Origin of the sequence: Paenibacillus provencensis (genome assembly GCF_042678545.1) — a bacterium.
Lineage (GTDB): Bacteria > Bacillota > Bacilli > Paenibacillales > Paenibacillaceae > Paenibacillus > Paenibacillus provencensis.
The window spans coordinates 77,271-93,868 of record NZ_JBHTKX010000007.1 but is presented as its reverse complement, the minus strand read 5'-3'; the positions used below and the strand labels follow the sequence as shown (position 1 = coordinate 93,868).

At 44.8% G+C, this 16,598-nt stretch carries 17 protein-coding genes and 1 pseudogene; 16 read left to right on the top strand and 2 right to left on the bottom strand.

Going from position 1 to position 16,598, the window contains the following annotated elements; translation table 11 throughout:
* Nucleotides 1-216: 216 nt before the first annotated feature.
* Nucleotides 217-636, top strand: a complete 420-nt coding sequence (cymR, locus tag ACFQ3J_RS24080; protein WP_091158877.1) for a cysteine metabolism transcriptional regulator CymR — start codon at nucleotides 217-219, stop codon at nucleotides 634-636.
* A gap of 338 nt (nucleotides 637-974) precedes the next feature.
* Here cymR and ACFQ3J_RS24075 read toward each other — a convergent pair whose 3' ends face one another.
* A complete protein-coding gene (locus tag ACFQ3J_RS24075; protein ID WP_251584206.1) occupies nucleotides 975-1,496 on the bottom strand; it encodes a DUF3231 family protein in 522 nt (173 codons plus the stop codon).
* Between the two features lie 94 nt (nucleotides 1,497-1,590).
* Nucleotides 1,591-1,839 (bottom strand): WGxxGxxG family protein, encoded by a 249-nt coding sequence (locus ACFQ3J_RS24070; RefSeq protein ID WP_251584209.1) that lies wholly within the window; start codon nucleotides 1,837-1,839, stop codon nucleotides 1,591-1,593.
* Nucleotides 1,840-2,371: 532 nt separating this feature from the next.
* On the opposite strand from ACFQ3J_RS24070, the gene ACFQ3J_RS24065 reads away from it, so the two are divergent.
* The 15 genes and pseudogenes from ACFQ3J_RS24065 (at nucleotide 2,372) to ACFQ3J_RS23995 (ending at nucleotide 16,575) form a co-directional block, all read left to right on the top strand.
* Complete coding sequence (locus ACFQ3J_RS24065) at nucleotides 2,372-3,520, top strand: cysteine desulfurase family protein (RefSeq protein ID WP_251584210.1); 1,149 nt, start codon at nucleotides 2,372-2,374, stop codon at nucleotides 3,518-3,520.
* A 121-nt stretch (nucleotides 3,521-3,641) separates the two neighbouring features.
* The gene (locus ACFQ3J_RS24060; RefSeq protein ID WP_091158873.1) at nucleotides 3,642-4,148 is read left to right on the top strand and encodes a PRC-barrel domain-containing protein; all 507 of its coding nucleotides are present in this window, start codon (nucleotides 3,642-3,644) and stop codon (nucleotides 4,146-4,148) included.
* Between the two features lie 90 nt (nucleotides 4,149-4,238).
* Nucleotides 4,239-4,448 (top strand): hypothetical protein, encoded by a 210-nt coding sequence (locus ACFQ3J_RS24055; protein ID WP_091158871.1) that lies wholly within the window; start codon nucleotides 4,239-4,241, stop codon nucleotides 4,446-4,448.
* A 254-nt stretch (nucleotides 4,449-4,702) separates the two neighbouring features.
* Entirely contained in the window at nucleotides 4,703-5,773 is a 1,071-nt protein-coding gene (locus ACFQ3J_RS24050) for an AI-2E family transporter (RefSeq protein WP_251584211.1), read from the top strand.
* Between the two features lie 208 nt (nucleotides 5,774-5,981).
* The gene (locus tag ACFQ3J_RS24045) at nucleotides 5,982-6,134 is read left to right on the top strand and encodes a hypothetical protein (protein ID WP_170862452.1); all 153 of its coding nucleotides are present in this window, start codon (nucleotides 5,982-5,984) and stop codon (nucleotides 6,132-6,134) included.
* 218 nt (nucleotides 6,135-6,352) lie between these two features.
* Entirely contained in the window at nucleotides 6,353-8,974 is a 2,622-nt protein-coding gene (alaS, locus tag ACFQ3J_RS24040; protein WP_251584212.1) for an alanine--tRNA ligase, read from the top strand.
* Nucleotides 8,975-9,120: 146 nt separating this feature from the next.
* Nucleotides 9,121-9,381 (top strand): IreB family regulatory phosphoprotein, encoded by a 261-nt coding sequence (locus tag ACFQ3J_RS24035; RefSeq protein ID WP_091158866.1) that lies wholly within the window; start codon nucleotides 9,121-9,123, stop codon nucleotides 9,379-9,381.
* Between the two features lie 15 nt (nucleotides 9,382-9,396).
* The gene (gene ruvX / locus ACFQ3J_RS24030; protein ID WP_091158865.1) at nucleotides 9,397-9,813 is read left to right on the top strand and encodes a Holliday junction resolvase RuvX; all 417 of its coding nucleotides are present in this window, start codon (nucleotides 9,397-9,399) and stop codon (nucleotides 9,811-9,813) included.
* 14 nt (nucleotides 9,814-9,827) lie between these two features.
* A complete protein-coding gene (locus ACFQ3J_RS24025) occupies nucleotides 9,828-10,136 on the top strand; it encodes a DUF1292 domain-containing protein (RefSeq protein ID WP_076313463.1) in 309 nt (102 codons plus the stop codon).
* Nucleotides 10,137-10,451: a DUF1292 domain-containing protein gene (locus tag ACFQ3J_RS24020; RefSeq protein ID WP_091158863.1), complete on the top strand. Its 315-nt coding sequence runs from the start codon at nucleotides 10,137-10,139 to the stop codon at nucleotides 10,449-10,451.
* A 97-nt stretch (nucleotides 10,452-10,548) separates the two neighbouring features.
* Nucleotides 10,549-11,622, top strand: coding sequence for an endolytic transglycosylase MltG (gene mltG / locus ACFQ3J_RS24015; RefSeq protein WP_379294175.1), 1,074 nt, complete (start codon nucleotides 10,549-10,551; stop codon nucleotides 11,620-11,622).
* Between the two features lie 26 nt (nucleotides 11,623-11,648).
* A pseudogene (locus tag ACFQ3J_RS24010) lies at nucleotides 11,649-12,199 on the top strand (peptidase U32 family protein).
* Entirely contained in the window at nucleotides 12,160-12,249 is a 90-nt protein-coding gene (locus tag ACFQ3J_RS24005; RefSeq protein WP_348272328.1) for a hypothetical protein, read from the top strand. Before ACFQ3J_RS24010 ends, ACFQ3J_RS24005 begins: the two are co-directional and overlap by 40 nt.
* Before the next feature lie 200 nt (nucleotides 12,250-12,449).
* Entirely contained in the window at nucleotides 12,450-14,576 is a 2,127-nt protein-coding gene (locus tag ACFQ3J_RS24000) for a methyl-accepting chemotaxis protein (protein WP_251584215.1), read from the top strand.
* Nucleotides 14,577-14,757: 181 nt separating this feature from the next.
* On the top strand, nucleotides 14,758-16,575 hold the full coding sequence (locus tag ACFQ3J_RS23995) for a peptidoglycan D,D-transpeptidase FtsI family protein (RefSeq protein WP_251584216.1): 1,818 nt from the start codon (nucleotides 14,758-14,760) through the stop codon (nucleotides 16,573-16,575).
* The last annotated feature ends 23 nt before the right edge of the window (nucleotides 16,576-16,598 follow it).

Below are 16,598 nucleotides of genomic sequence, written 5' to 3'. Positions count from 1 at the left end.
TTTCTTAATATTATCGTCACTGTTTTCTACCCATAAACGTCCTGTTTATGTTACCATTGTTTAATAGTTATGATCGGAATACTGTGAAATTGGCAATGCTGATCATAAGCCCGAATCTTCTAACGACAATTAAAATTTCTAATGATGAGAACGAGCTCACTATTACGAATTACGACGGGTTTCTTAGAATATGACTAAACAATGAGGTGTACACACTTGAAGATATCTACTAAAGGCCGTTACGGATTAACTATTATGATGGAGCTGTCTGGGCGATTTGGCGAGGGCCCGACTTCACTTAAGAGCATTGCGGAGAAGAATCAGCTGTCAGAGCATTATCTGGAGCAGCTCATCGCACCCCTTCGCAACGCAGGTCTTGTTAAGAGTATTCGCGGGGCATATGGCGGATATATTTTGGCGCGTGAGCCCATGACGATTACAGCAGGAGATGTCATTCGTGTGCTGGAAGGACCGATTTCTCCGGTTGATTTTACAGAAGAAGATGATCCGGCCAAACGTGACTTGTGGATGCGTATCCGCAACAGTATCGCAGAGGTGCTGGATTCTACAACACTTCAAGATCTGATCTCCTATAAAGAGGATACCGAATCAGACAGCTACATGTTCTATATTTAGTTTTACAATTGTCCTAAATGAGGCTGTAACCTCATGGACAATGGCTTGTTTAAAAGTTGGAATTTGACTATTGGGGTTACAGAGCTCTCCTGCACGAAAATCCAGAGATAAGCCCATTACTTACCTCAGGTTATTCATTGTACTAAACGGTATAGTGAATAACCTGAGGTGTTTCATGTTGCGTAAATGGACAAGAGTCGATATTATGTACGTTTATGACATCGTTGCGAGCATTACGGAAGTGGAATTCATGGGGAGGCCGAGGAACGGATCCTATAACAAGATCAGTATAAAAGAATACGATATGAAAAGGGCCCCTTTGGGCCCTATTTGAAAGGCTATTCAACAACAGCATCCTCAGGACGTTTAAACTGAAGCGGAGGAGGGACTAACCACCCTTTCTTTTTGTTCATTTCAAGAATACGCACAGCAAATGCAGTTTTTGTAACATGATATTTTGCAAACAGTGCACCAATATCTTCTCTGATGGATTGTCCAATAGCTTGACTACAGGCGACAAGGGCAATTGAATTGTCTGCTGCAATTTTTGCAGCAATCTCTGGGTCAGTGAATCTGGCTCCTGGTGGTATATCTTCAAGTTTTACTGCAGGTCTTTCAGAAAGGATCGGTGCAGTAGGAAGCCCATTGTTTATTAATAAATGATCACACTCTTTAATTTCTAATTTCGCTTGATCAATAAGGTCATCCAAAATGTTCTTCAGTTCCTTGTCACCTGCATGGTTTTTGAAGGCTTGATAACAAGATACGGCTCCTCTAGCCACTGTTGAACATTGCCAAACGCTAAAAATCTCACCAAAATGCATTGGTTCGTCTTTTGGGTTACCGCTCAAAATACTCATTAATTAATCTCCTTTGTTAGTAAATTTAGTGCTAATATAGAATTCCAATGTAGCTGTCAGCAAAGTCACAAAAGAAAGTTGTGACTTTCTTCAATTACCGATGTTCTTTTTCGCGACGTTTCATACCAGCTAGACCGATTAGTCCTAGTAAACCTAACCAACCCAAATCGAAATCATTATCATCTGCAGCATTTGCATTGTAATTGTTGGTGTTCATGTTGTTTGCATTCCCATCATTGTTATCAGCGAATGCAGGCACAGCAATCAATAAAGCAATACTCATGGCAGCCAAAATGTTACACTTAATCTTTTCTTTTGTTTGACCTCCTGTTTTATAGTTCATGTAAGCGATAGTTATTTTCTCCTAAACTTTGATTATTATGAACAGTCACAGAGGAATTCTTTTCTTGATACCAAACTTTGGATAAATATCAAAAAATTAAATGTAAAGCATAGCAGAATAGTGATTTTCCAGCTCCCTGTTGTTTACTGGCTTGTACCCGTTAGTTTACATAGCATGGAGCAGTTTGCCAGTTGGCAGCTGCTCTATATTACGTTAATCTAACGCTCAGGTTGGTTTCCTAGTCTTACAGTTGCTGCTGATTTTATTTAAACAAAAAAGGACTGTGGAACATTTGAGAATTGAGGAGTCTTTATGAGGATTATTTGAAACCTGCTAAGGCCTACTAGTATAATTTTTTGTCGCCTGTTATAGTATGAATGAATAAAACATCACAGAAAAATAACGATGACGGCTTAGATGTCCGTATAAATAATATTCAATATATTGTTTGAAAGTTATTAGAGTATGTTAAAACGTTTTGTAATGATGAGTACTAAAAGATGTTCCATATTTAAGCGGGGTGAAAGTCAAAATGAATATCTACTTGGATCATGCCGCATCCACTCCTGTGCATCCTGAAGTTGCAGAAGCAATGCTTAAGGTGATAACTGGTCAGTTCGGTAACGCATCGAGCGTGCATGCCTTCGGGCGTGCCGCGAAGCGTACCGTAAGCAATGCCCGGGATAAGATTGCGGCTTTTTTGGGCTCTTTTCCGGATGAGCTTATATTTACGTCAGGGGGGACAGAGAGTGACAACCTGGCTATTTTTGGTGCCTTATCTGCCCATGAAAATAATGGAAAGCATATCATTACCACTTCCATTGAGCATCATGCCGTGCTTCATTCTTTTGAGCAGCTGGAACAGGAGGGCTACGAGGTTACTTATCTTCCGGTTGATTCCTATGGACTTGTCCATACGGACGATGTGATAGCGGCCATAAGGCCGGATACGGTACTGATTAGTGTGATGTATGCCAATAATGAAGTGGGAACCATTCAGCCTATCGAAGAGATCGGAAACATAGCACGGGAGCATGGTGTGTTATTTCATGTCGATGCAGTACAAGCTCTCGGTTCTATTCCTATAAATCTGCATGCATTGCCTGTGGATATGATGAGCTTCTCGGCCCACAAGATTAACGGACCTCAAGGTGTCGGAGCACTGTATTTGCGCCGAGAGGTGAAACTGAATCCTATAGCGTACGGGGGACTTCAGGAGCGTAAACGCCGTGCAGGTACGGAAAATATGGCAGGGATCGTTGGCTTTGCCGCAGCTGTCGAGCATGCAGCTTCTCATATGGAGGAGAGAACAGCTCACGATCTTGAGCTGCGAAGTGTGTTCCTTGAAGAGCTTAACAAAGAAGTCGGGGAAGGAGAATTCGTCCTCAATGGTCATCCTGAACAGGTCCTTCCTCACATTGTTAACGTAAGCTTCCCTTCTGTCAAAACGGAGACGATGCTCATGAATCTTGATGTAGAAGGTGTAGCCTGCGCAAGCGGCTCAGCATGCACCTCAGGCTCCCTTTCTCGTTCTCATGTACTAGAGGCAATGCAATTACCTGAAGAAATTATGGATTCTGCGATTCGATTCAGTTTTGGGCTGGGTAATACTAAAAAAGATTTGGTATATACCGCTCAAAAAGTTGGAACCATTATTAAGCGGCTGCGTAGTAGAGCTTAAGGGTTTCTATATATACGGACAAAGGAGGGAATTCGCGTCCTGTTGTCATCGGCCGAATATAGCGGCACCTCGTGCTGCTCATATTCTAATTCAAGGAGATGAAGGGATACCCCAAGCAGACATGAAACTTCAAGAGATGATAGGTCTTGCCGTTTATGATATAACGGTCGGCAGACAAATCGGCAAAATTGTTGATTTTTTGCTTACAGAGGACTGGAAGATTTGTGGAATCGAGTTAGACGGTAGAGCCCTTTTTTCGGGCAAGGTCAAAACGATTGAATGGGGAGACATCGTCGCTTATGGCGAGGATGCAGTAATGATTCGCAATCAACAGGCGATCCGGCATACGGAAGCTGACGACATACAATATAGCTATGCCAAAGGTCATCATAAATTAAGAGATATGTCGGTGCTCACTAGAGAAGGTTTAGTGCTCGGGCATGTGACCGATGTTTATTTTGACCAGGAATTGGGAAATCATATAATAAGTCTCGAAATTAGTGACGGGTTTGTCACTGACTTGATGGAAGGCCGGAAATGGCTGCCTCTTGCAGAAGAGATAACGCTTGGCGAGCATGCCATTATCGTTCCTACTGCCAGCGAGCAGCATCTGTATAGAATGAATTAAGAGAGCGGATATGTAACCAAGTATATGATCTTAAGTTCAAGCTATGACAGTATCAATGTTTAATATTCTGCTAACGGATAGGTGAAGTTTATGAAATGTCCAAATTGTAGTTCCAAAGATATAGGAAAGATCGGTTCACACCAATTTTATTGCTGGGGATGCTTTATTGAACTGACAGTGAACGGAGATAAGATGTCAGTGTATCAAGTGGAAGAGGATGGAACACTGAGCTCGCTTGATGATCTATTCTTTGGTGATGAGATGGCTCAGGATTATCCTGGAATGCAAATATCACAATAATTCATTACCAACAACTTCCTCTATGCACGCTCTAACACGCGCTAGTCATGACTTCTAGAAGAAGTATACATAGCGGTCGGTTTACGCTGGTGGGGAATAATCAGGAAAAATAGAAACGCTAATCGTATTTCAGACCATTTGAGATACAGTTAGCGTTTTTTGTTGACCATTTATGCCTCGGACAAGTACAGGATTAAATTGAGATGGTCCTACATATACTTACATGGATAAGCCCGTCCGAGGAGGAGACAGATGTGGAGCACTTAAAAAACAGCAAGCTGTTTCGTTACGGATTGCTCATATTACTTACCCTTATCATTCTATATTTTATTTGGCTGCTTCGGCCGATGCTCCTTGACATATACGATTTTTTCAAAACTATACTTGCGCCATTTATTGTTGCGTTAATCGTATCGTATGTCTTAAACCCTGTTGTTAGTATGCTGGGGGGACGTAAAGTTCCCAGAAGCATAGCTGTGCTGCTCATATACGCTGTGTTTATCACTTGTCTTGTCGTTATTCTAATGAATGTCATTCCGATGTTTGTTGAACAGCTTGAACAATTGAACGAGCACTTACCTGAGCTCAATATGCATGCGCAAACCTTAATGAATAATATGAACAGCGGCTTGATGCCTCCGGGGATCAGATCGGGTATTAACGGATGGTTGTATCAATTGGAGAATCGTTTGGCAACAGGGATTTCGACTTTTATGGATAACATCGGCTCAACAATCAATACGATTTTTAATATCTTTATCGTCCCATTTCTGATTTTCTACATGCTCAAAGACTTTGATGTGATGGAAAAAGCGGTGGTCTCCTATCTCCCGCGTTCACAGCGGAAATCCATCGTCATGCTCTTAAAGGATATTGATACCGCTCTTGGCAATTATATAAGAGGTCAGTTTATCGTATGTGTTGTGGTCGGTATATTTGCTTATGTTGGGTATGTTATCATTGGCATGCCGTATGCCTTGCTTCTAGCGAGCGTTGTATGTGTGTTTAATATTGTTCCGTACTTGGGTCCTTTTCTAGGTGCTGCCCCAGCAGTAGTAATGGCCTCCACGATCTCATTTAAAATGGTGCTGTTTGTTGTGATCGTAAACACACTTTGCCAAATTCTGGAGAGTAATGTGGTGTCCCCTCAAGTGGTTGGCAAAACACTTCATTTGCACCCGCTGACGATCATATTTGCGCTGCTTGTTGGAGGAGAACTGGCGGGAGTAATCGGTCTTGTTCTGGCTGTGCCTGTATTTGCCGCGCTTAAGGTGATCTTTCAGCATTTCTTTATATATTATATCAAGCGGAAAACGATAGAATAAAAGTGAACGGACCCTTCGATCCCATCCCAGGAAGGCTGCATTGACATGGACTTTCTGGAACGATATAATAAATTATGTATGTTTATATGGTAAATTCAATGATGAAATCAAGTACGCCAGGGTGTTCCCTCAGAGAATGGACTCCTTCAGCTCATGTTAACTAATAAGTAAGATTAGGTGATGAGCTGCTGGGTGTAAGAGTCCTGGAATGAAGCGGCGGAAAGCTAATTTCGGAGAGCGGTTAAAGCCGCCGGTTGACCTACCGTTATCAGGTCCTAACAAGGCGATCGCTTGTATTCTCATTCGTATGATGAGCAGCGATAACCAGGGTGGTACCGCGAATAACTCGTCCCTGATCTAATCAGGGGCGTTTTTTTATTCCCTTGGGTTATTTCTCCCGCACAGGGAGTAACCTTTCTTCAATTTATTTTTTAGCCTTTTTTATACCGCGGGTTACTATTCCGATATTTATAATTCAGAAGCAACGACGATCGGAGAACAATCTGACAACGGAGCGGAGTCTCTTTAAGAGGCGGGAAGGTTAATCGATATACATTTAAAAATCGGAGGTTATGAACTATGAAGGCCAGTGAAATCCGTTCCAAATGGATTGAGTTTTTTGCATCCAAAGGACATAAAATCGAACCGAGCGCATCGCTTGTACCCCATAACGATCCATCCCTATTATGGATTAACGCAGGGATGGCTCCTCTTAAGCAATACTTTGATGGACGCGTGAAGCCTGAGAATCCGCGCCTTGCCAATTCTCAAAAGTGTATTCGTACCAACGATATCGAGAATGTCGGCAAAACGCGCAGACACCATACATTCTTCGAAATGCTCGGCAACTTCTCCATTGGCGATTATTTCAAGGAGGAGGCCATCACTTGGGCATGGGAGTTCTTGACTGACAAGAAATGGATCGGATTTGATCCGGAGCGCTTGTCCGTTACCGTTTACCCAGAGGATGAAGAAGCTTATAAATTTTGGAATGAAAAAATCGGACTTCCCGCTGAACGCATCATCAAGCTCGAAGATAACTTCTGGGACATCGGCGAAGGTCCGTGCGGACCGTGTACCGAAATTTTCTATGACCGCGGTGAAGCTTACGGCAATGACCCGAGTGATCCGGAATTATACCCAGGTGGAGAGAACGAGCGCTACCTGGAAGTATGGAACCTGGTATTTTCCCAGTTCAATCATAATAAAGACGGCAGCTATACACCGCTACCGAATAAGAATATCGATACAGGTGCGGGTCTTGAGCGTATAACTTCGATTCTTCAGGAGGTGGACTCCAACTTCGATACAGATTTGTTCCAGCCGATGATTCAGCGTACAGCAGAAATTGCTGGAGTGAAATACAACGACAGCGTAGAGGTGGACGTGGCACTCAAAGTCATTGCCGACCATATTCGTACCGTTGCATTCGCCGTAGGGGATGGAGTACTGCCGTCCAATGAAGGACGGGGCTATGTTATCCGCCGCTTGCTGCGTCGTGCAGTCCGTTACGGTAAAGTTCTTGGTCTAGATCGTCCATTCATGTATAAATTGACACAGCAGGTTGCAGACGTGATGGGTGTATACTATCCAGAGGTCATCGACAAACAAGAATTTATTGCCAAAGTCGTGAAGACGGAGGAAGAACGTTTCCATGAAACGCTGAGTGATGGTCTTGCGATTCTGGCAGATATCAGTGGACGGGCTAAATCGGAAGGACGTTCTGTTATCGGTGGACAAGATGCGTTCAAACTGTATGACACGTATGGCTTCCCATTTGATCTGACAGAGGATTATGCTGCAGAACATGGTCTTACTGTGGACCGTGAAGGCTTTGATGCAGCGATGCAGGAACAGCGGGATCGTGCTCGTTCTGCACGGCATGAGAATGAGAGTATGAAGATTCAAGGCGGGGCCATTGCCGATCTGACGGTTAAAAGTGAATTTGTTGGATATAATGACCTCGTGACAGAATCAACGGTTGTTGCTCTTATTCACAATGATGCGAACGTAGATGCAGTCGGTGAAGGCGATACTTGTCAAGTCGTACTTGATGTCACCCCTTTCTATGCGGAAAGCGGCGGTCAGGTCAGTGACAAGGGGCTTCTTCGCGGAGCAGCTGCCGTGGCTAAAGTCGAGGGCTTGCTCAAAGCTCCGCTTGGACAGCATGTTCATATCGTAAACGTTGAAGCGGGTGAGCTTCGCGTAGGGGATAAGATTAAAGCCGAAGTAGATAAGACGAGCCGGGATGCGATTGTCAAGAATCATACCGCAACCCACTTGCTGCACAAAGCGTTGAAAGAAGTGCTTGGCGAGCATGTCAATCAAGCAGGTTCTCTGGTCGAACCTTCACGGCTGCGCTTTGACTTCTCTCATTTTGGAAGCATTACGCCGGAAGAGCTTGTTATCATTGAACGTAAAGTAAATGAGCAGATCTGGAATCAATTGAATGTTGTGATCGAGTACAAGCCTATTGATGAAGCAAAAACAATGGGAGCCATGGCACTGTTTGGCGAGAAATACGGCGACATCGTGCGCGTCGTTCAAGTAGGCAATTACAGCTTGGAGCTGTGCGGAGGATGTCATGTAAACAACACTTCTGAGATCGGTCTCTTCAAATTGGTAAGCGAAAGCGGCATTGGGTCAGGTGTAAGACGGATCGAGGCACTTACAGGACGCGGCGCGTATGAATACCTGGAAGGACAGCTGGATCTTCTGAAACAATCCGCTGCACTGCTTAAATCCAATCTTAACGATGTTCCTAAGCGCATTGACTTGCTTCATGTACAAGTGAAGGAGCTGACGCGTGAGAACGAATCTCTTCAAGGCAAGCTTAGCTCGATTGAAGCAGGCCAGCTTACAGATAAAGTTGTTCAGCATGGTGATACCAAAATGCTTGCAACGCGAGTGGAAGTGTCCGGAATGGAAGCACTTCGTACACTTGCGGATGAGCTCAAGGTGAAATTGCCGGATACGGTGCTTGTGCTCGGAGCGGCAAATGAAGATAAAGTGAATTTTGTCGTTGTCGTACCGCAGGAGCATGTAAAAAAAGGCTTACATGCGGGTAAAATTGTTAAAGAAGTAGCAAGTGTATGCGGCGGAGGCGGAGGCGGTCGTCCTGATATGGCGCAAGCAGGCGGTAAGGATGCCTCCAAGCTGGATGAAGCGCTCCGTGTAGCGGAACAGATTGTAGCAGGATAACGTTTCGGCACTTCCCGTAATAAGTTCAAACGCTCACTTTCTTTGATATATTTGCAAAGCGCCAAAATATGTTATGATATAGAAGAAATCAATTCGGCATGGCAAGAGTTTACTCTCTTGCCGTATGCAGGAGCGAGGTGTCATAAGTGGACTCCATGGATAAGACAGTTAAATTCAACGTCAAGGGCGATGTGGAAGAAACCTCTGCACAAGAGATTCTTCTAAAGGTATACGATTCATTACTGGAGAAAGAATATAACCCGATTAACCAAATCGTAGGTTATCTGATTTCCGGGGATCCTGCCTACATTCCTCGTCATAACAATGCCAGAAGTCTAGTCCGCAAAAAAGAACGCGACGAACTGATTGAAGAACTGGTACGTTCTTATCTGGCCAATCACCGATAAGAATAGGAGAACTGAATGAAGATTTTGGGTTTGGATTATGGCGACCGAAGAATTGGTGTCGCGATCAGTGATGCCTTTGGCTGGACTGCCCAGGGATTGGAAGTAATAGAACGGCGCCGGGATGGGGATGAATTTGGACGAATCAATGAGCTCGTTCGTGAGAACGAAGTCAGCGAGATCGTCGTTGGTTTACCCAAGAACATGAATGGCACCGTAGGTCCTCGCGGCGAGATTTGTATGGAATTTGCAGAGAAGCTGCGGGAGACGCTGGACTTGCCCGTTCACCTGTGGGATGAGAGGCTGAGCACCGTTTCGGCAGAACGAACGCTCGTTGAAGCTGACGTCAGCCGGAAGAAGCGCAAGAAGGTTGTGGACAAAATGGCCGCAAGCCTAATATTGCAAAATTATTTAGATGCCAAAAGTACAAGGTGAGGGGGACGCAAGCTATGACGGATAATCGTTTGGGTATGGACGAGGATCGCGAGATTATTTATATTACGGATGAGGAAGGCAACGATGAGGAATTTGAAGTCATCATGACCTTTGACGTCGATGGTTCAGATGCGAAATACATGATGGTTGTCCCTGTAGAAGCGGATGAGGATGAAGATGAGTCCGAGGTATATGCATTCCGTTATGAAGAAGACGGGGATGATATTAAACTGTTCACGATTCAGGATGAAGCGGAATGGGCCATCGTTGAAGAAACTTTCAATACCCTTGTTGCCGCTGAAGAAGACGAGGAGAATGTATAGATGACCGAATATCCTTTTTCAAGAGCGAATCTTGTCGTAACGACTCGCTTAAGGGAAACATTTGGATCTGAGGTTGAACTGGAAGATGAGAGCGGTAAGTCGGTTCCCTATGAGCTACTGGCTGAGTTCGAAGTGTTAGGTCAAGGATATGTTGTACTGCAAGCCTTGAAGAGTACGTTCGATGATTATGAGCTGCTTCGGGTAATGTACAATGAAAATGGAGTTCCTGAGCTTATCACTATTGAGGATGACGAAGAGTGGGAGAACATCGCCGAGCTCTATGATGAATGGTCATTACCAGATGATGAAGGATAGAATGAGGCACCTCTACCGAGGTGCCTGATTTGTATGTTATCATAGTATAAATAAGATTGAATTATGGAAAGGGCGGAGCAGTCCGCTCTTTTTAGCTATGAAGGGGTGGAATCTTTTTTTGAAAGCAAAATACTTCAGACGGTTCATCGTGCTAATCCTGCTTATTGTGGTATTAGTAGGCGGAGGACTATACGTATGGCAATCAACGAAGCCGGTGGCTTCAACGGATGAGCCTGTTGTCTTCACGATAGAACCCGGGACAGGTACTTCAGGCATTGCCGATCTACTTGAAGATAAGGGACTGATTCGAAACGCTCTATTATTTAAAGCTTATTTGAAACTTAATGATCAAGGGGCGAACTTTCAAGCAGGTACTTATGCTTTTCAACCTGGATTGAATTATGATGAAATGATTGCTGCTCTTAATAGTGGAGATGTGCAAAAAGAAGAAATGCTGCGTTTTACGATTCCAGAGGGATATACCTTGAAGCAGATAGCCCAGAAGCTGGAAGATGAAGGGGTTACGGACGGTAAGATCTTTATGCAGCTTGTCCAAGACAAGGAGCTGTTCAGTGATATTCCCCTTGTTGCCTCTATCCCGGATAATGAAAATTACCGATATGCACTTGAGGGATATTTATTCCCTGAAACCTATGAGATGAAGAAGGAGAGTACGGCAGAAGATATTATCCGTCGTATGCTGACAGAAATGCAGGATAGACTGGATAGTATCGCCGATCTGGAGGCTGATCTCAAGGAGCATAACCTGACTCTTCATCAGCTGCTTACCGCTGCTTCGCTCATTGAACGTGAAGTGGTTGTTGATAATGAAAGACCGCTTGTTGCGGGTGTCATCTACAACCGGCTAGAGCAGGATATGAGGCTTGAAATGGATGCTACCGTTCAATATTTGCTGGATAAGCAGAAGGAGCGTCTTTTGTACAAGGATCTTGAAGTGGAGAGTCCATATAACACGTATCGGAATCAGGGGCTGCCACCCGGACCGATTGCAAGTCCAAGCATGAGTGCGATTGAGGCTGCGCTTGCGCCGGAGCAATCTGATTATTTATTTTACGTCACCAAAAAGGATGGAAGCTCGGAGCATTTGTTTGCTGAAACCTATGAAGAGCATCTAGACAATATTGAGAAGAGTAATGAAAGTGCGGAATAACGGAGGGATGGCTTTGACACGGCCTTATGAATTGCTCGTCACAGCAAGTGATTTACAGGAAGCGGAGTGCCTGCTTCTGGAAAGAAGAAGGACTGCCCCGTGTCGTTCTGGGACGTGAAGCAAGCTTAGAGGAGATTCAAGAGATTAAGGACCATGTGGATATTGAGATTGAGGCGTTATTCATGGCGCTATGTGCTCTTGCCGTTGGAAATATGACCTGTTTGAAGATGGGTGTGAGGAAAGTGTCTGGGTATCTGAAGAGAATATGCAGAACTCCCGTGTGCTTCAAAATTTTGAGCTGGGTGTCAATCAGATCCCGCTGTATGAACAAGAGGATCCGGCCTTTACAATGGGCTCCAAGAACTTGTGTATGCTTGAGCATATTCCAGACTTAATTGATGTAGGAATTGACTCGTTCAAGATTGAAGGCCGAATGAAATCCATTCATTATGTGGCGACTGTCGTTAATGTTTATCGGCAAGCGATTGATTCCTATATGGAAGATCCGGATAACTATGTGATGAAGCCGGTAATCAGCTGGAGGCTGCCCGCCATCCGCTGCAGTTCATCAAGATGAAAGTGGACCAGCCGGTTGCTTATTTTGACATGATGCGTAAGAAGAAGTGAATAAGTCTCAGGACTAAAGCCCTCGTATATCGGCAGACGAGGGCTTTTTTTTAATAGTAATCTAGGAAAAAAGTTATAGTTAATTTCTCAAAAAAGCAAAGGTTTTGGAAGAAACTTGTCGAAATAAAAGATAATACTAGAACGTTTACATAGCTATGATAATTCTTTACGGTGGGTGAACAAAGATGAAGTGGAATCCAATGAAAAAAAGAAAGCGTAAACATGAGGAGGAGATCCAAAAAAAGGAAAGAAAGAGATTTGAGCTGGCTTCAGTCTTGTCCTGGAAGCAAGTATTTAAATTTAACCCCTTGCGTTCAGTAGGTGTACGATTATTTCTTATTTTCATGATTGCTATCCTGCTTGTCGTATTTGGTCTAGGCACCCTATCTTATCAAACAGCCAAATCGACCATCAAAGAAACGGCCTCTGTTGCCAACCAGGAAGCCATTCATCAAGTGGGTCAAAAGCTCGATCTGATTATGGAGCGTTACGTAGATTTATCGACACAAATCTTCTTTGATACCCATATTCAGAGCAATCTAGAAACTCTGCTCAGAGGCAACATATCGGATTTCGACAAATTTGAAGCGACGTCCTTGTTAAGCGATTCGCTCACAAATATGCAGTTTACGAATGCAACGGTTGCTTCTATGACCATCGTTCATAAGAATGAAGAGGTTCCTGTGATCAGCACCGGAGCAGCTTCAACGATGAGTGCCATTCGTGAAGAGGAATGGTTTGATACCTTGCTCGAAGCCGGAGGTGTCATGTGGCTGCCGACTACAGCAGCAGAATCTGGACAAGAACAAACATATCGAATGGCCAGAGCTCTTAAAAATGTGAATGCTAGCATCGGGACTTACATTATCGTTATAGAGATTAAGGCAAGTGCCATTGAAGATGAGTTAAAGACCGTAAATCTCGGCGAGAACGGTGTCACACAAGCGATTTCTGAGAATGGAATTGTGGTTGCTTCTACCCTTCCTGACCGTGCAGGCCGTGAAACCGAGCTCTCCTTCTACACAGAAATTACGGATGAGGCAGGCGCCAAGGATGCTAGGAATACCATCAATGGTCAGAATGAAGAGGTTCTGGCCGTCTATAACACACTTGATGTATCCGGCTGGAAGATTATTGGGATGATCCCGGTGGTTGAGCTGGTCAAGGATGCACAATCGATTCTCGTGACGACAATTATCGTCGCCATTGTTTCCTTACTCCTTGCTATTCTACTCGGAATATGGATGGTCCGTATGATTGCGAAGCCGCTTGTGCATTTGAAGGATCTTATGTTTGAAGGAGCAAAGGGGAATCTAACGGTTCGTACGACACATAAGAGCAAAGACGAGATTGGAATGCTCTCAGAGAGCTTTAATCTGATGATGGAGCAGATCACTACTCTTGTGAATCAGACAAACCAGACGGCAGAGGATGTGCTGCTGACGGCATCTGAGCTTAGCTCGGCATCACAGAAGACCGCTGCATCGGCAGCTGAAGTGGCAATTGCAACAGAGCAAATTGCAGGTGGCGCGACGAATCTGGCTTCTGAAGCAGAGAGAGGCAGTGAAATGACTGAACTGATCTCAACACAGATGCAGAAGGTTGTTGGAACCAATGAGGAGCTTGATCAATCCGCTAGACTGGTTGAAGGGGCGAGCCAGGAAGGTACAAAATATCTTGGTGAGCTGCTAGGAAAAACAGAACAAAGTGAGCAGATGATTCGAGCGTTGGTCACAAAAGTAGATACACTCAAAACAAGCACTTCATCCATTCTAGGCATTCTGGATGTACTCCATAATATTGCGAGACAGACGAATATTCTCTCGCTTAATGCGACAATCGAGGCAGCAAGAGCCGGTGCGGCAGGCAGAGGCTTCATGGTGGTAGCCGGTGAGGTGCGGCAATTGGCAGATCAATCGAAGCAATCGATTGACATGGTTGCCGAGATGACGGACCGGATTATGAATGAAATGAATGAGACTGTAGCTGCACTGTCGGAAGCATATCCACTCTTCCAGGAACAGATTCAAGCAGTGAAGGAGACAGGCGAGATTTTCCAAACCGTAGAAGCGCAGATGGGGATGTTCGTGAACAAGCTAACCGAGACGTCCGCTTCCATCGATGCGCTGAGTCAATCCCAGGTTACCCTGTCTGAAACGATGATGAGTGTAAGCTCTGTTGCTGAGCAGTCATCTGCTACATCTCAGGAAGTCGCGTCCCTTAGCAGTGAACAGCAGAGCATCGGTAACCAGCTCGTGGAGCTATCGAACAAAATGGAACGGGTATCTGAGGAGTTGAAACATACATTATCTGCATTCCGTATATAATTTTCATCATATGAATGGCTTAAGCTTCCTCCGTCCACAGGACGGAGGTTTTTTTATGTCAAAGGAGATAAAGTTTAGGAGAAAGTATGTTTTGGGCATATCGGAAAGGGAGATAATAGCATGTAAATGAGGATTTGGCATACATAAAACTCAAAAAAGGAATTGAAGGCAGGCAGCAGCTATGAAATTACTTCGTAAACAAAGAATATTTTATGCCTTATTTCTGATGCTGATCGTATTTGCAGCGATTATTATGCGTCTTGCATATATTCAGTTCATTCAGGTGAATCACCCATTAGGGGGCTCTGAACGAACGATGCTGCAAATGTCCGTGCTTCAGCGTGAGCAGGGAATTGTGCTGGATTCAGGTCGGGGACAGTTTATCGATCGGAATCACAAGCCGATTACTGGGCAGCTGATATGGGTTCCGGTCTTATTCCCGTTAGAGGATTCGTTAAATGCTGACCAGGAGCAGCAGCATCAGGAATTGGCCCACATATTGAATATAGATCCTAATAAGCTGTGGGAGAAATGGAAGTCGCTTCATTCCCCTGAATATTGGAAATCGTCCACAGGAGAGCCGTTGAGATTAACCCCGGCCCAGATTAAGGCAATCGGGAAGCTGCAGCTAGAGGATGTTCAGGCGTTGCCTTATATGGATCGATATGCAGCCTTCAACGCGAATGGAATGCAATGGCTGGGCTATCTATCCGAGATGCCTGGCGCTGAGAAACGGGATGTAAAGCTTGAAGTCAAGGATCCCTTTAATGTGAAGACAGGTGCAGCAGGTCTGGAAAGAAGTCTTGAACCCTTGCTAAAGGGGCTTGGCCCAACGATCGTCTCGAATATGGTAGACAGTCACAAGAAGCCGGTAGAAGGAATGGGACCCCGCCTTATCGCACCTCATAATCCCAAATATCCGCTCCATATTCAAACAACGATAGACTTGTCGCTGCAGCAGAGGCTGGAACAACTGACCACCGGAGCGGAAGTGAACGAAGGAGCGATCGTGGTACTCGATGCGAACAATGCCGAGGTAATGGCGATGGTATCTCGACCTTTCTACAATCCAACAGATATTCACCTTGATGACGGCAGCTCGGTCAATCAGGCCACAATGGCGGCCGTTCCCGGCTCTATCTTTAAGCTGGTCACAGCCGCAGCGGCTTTGGAACAGGAAGTTGTGAGCTCAGCAGAAACATTCCATTGCGCAGGTCATTACGGTAAGTATGGACTGGCCTGCTGGAAAAAAGAAGGGCATGGAACGATCACCTTTGAAGAGGCTTTTGCCGAGTCCTGCAACGTTGCGTTTGCGGAGGTGGCTTCTCGGCTGACCTCAAGCCAGCTGCTGCAAGCGGCATATGCCCTGGGACTTGGACAGCAAGTAGGCTATCATCGGGAGGGTTACCTTGGCTTGCAGGAGTTTAGACCTTTTGATCATGAGGACGCAGGCGAGATTTTTCACTCAGAAGAGATATTGAAGCAGAACGATGAAGGAATCCGAATTCAGACGGCAATTGGTCAAAGAGATGTTAAAATTACCCCGCTTCAAGCGGCGAATATGATCGTTACTGTGCTGCAAGGAGGACAGGTGCGCTCTCCCAAGATTGTTTCGGAGATTCATTATGCTGACGGCACACTCCTCGCCGAGATTAGAGATCAGTTCTTGACTCAGTCTGGGACGTCTGAAGCTCCTCCAGTTCAAATTCACAGTTCTACCGCTAAGCAGCTTCAGTCCTATATGGAAAAGGTTGTTGAAGAAGGAACAGGTACCCGCCTGCAGCAGGCAATTTGGCCATTGGCTGGCAAATCCGGGACTGCCCAAGTGCTGCACAATGGGGTGGAGAAGAATAATCAGTGGTTTATTGGCTATGGACCTGTGAGTAATCCCAAGTATGCTGTAGCCGTTCTGGTGAAAAATGAGTCTGTTCGTTCCCAACATAAAGCTACAGCGCTTTTTAAACAGGTCATGGACGTACTTGCAGAAACTTCGGGTTAGAAGAGTAAGCAATCCATAATTTC

Coding starts and splice junctions, on each gene's coding strand:
- ACFQ3J_RS24075 (WP_251584206.1), bottom strand. CDS start 1,496: ATGAGTATTTTGAGCGGTAACCCAAAAGACGAACCAATGCATTTTGGT.
- ACFQ3J_RS24070 (WP_251584209.1), bottom strand. CDS start 1,839: ATGAACTATAAAACAGGAGGTCAAACAAAAGAAAAGATTAAGTGTAAC.
- ACFQ3J_RS24065 (WP_251584210.1), top strand. CDS start 2,372: ATGAATATCTACTTGGATCATGCCGCATCCACTCCTGTGCATCCTGAA.
- ACFQ3J_RS24060 (WP_091158873.1), top strand. CDS start 3,642: ATGAAACTTCAAGAGATGATAGGTCTTGCCGTTTATGATATAACGGTC.
- ACFQ3J_RS24055 (WP_091158871.1), top strand. CDS start 4,239: ATGAAATGTCCAAATTGTAGTTCCAAAGATATAGGAAAGATCGGTTCA.
- ACFQ3J_RS24045 (WP_170862452.1), top strand. CDS start 5,982: ATGAAGCGGCGGAAAGCTAATTTCGGAGAGCGGTTAAAGCCGCCGGTT.
- alaS (WP_251584212.1), top strand. CDS start 6,353: ATGAAGGCCAGTGAAATCCGTTCCAAATGGATTGAGTTTTTTGCATCC.
- ruvX (WP_091158865.1), top strand. CDS start 9,397: ATGAAGATTTTGGGTTTGGATTATGGCGACCGAAGAATTGGTGTCGCG.
- ACFQ3J_RS24025 (WP_076313463.1), top strand. CDS start 9,828: ATGACGGATAATCGTTTGGGTATGGACGAGGATCGCGAGATTATTTAT.
- ACFQ3J_RS24020 (WP_091158863.1), top strand. CDS start 10,137: ATGACCGAATATCCTTTTTCAAGAGCGAATCTTGTCGTAACGACTCGC.
- mltG (WP_379294175.1), top strand. CDS start 10,549: ATGAAGGGGTGGAATCTTTTTTTGAAAGCAAAATACTTCAGACGGTTC.
- ACFQ3J_RS24000 (WP_251584215.1), top strand. CDS start 12,450: ATGAAAAAAAGAAAGCGTAAACATGAGGAGGAGATCCAAAAAAAGGAA.
- ACFQ3J_RS23995 (WP_251584216.1), top strand. CDS start 14,758: ATGAAATTACTTCGTAAACAAAGAATATTTTATGCCTTATTTCTGATG.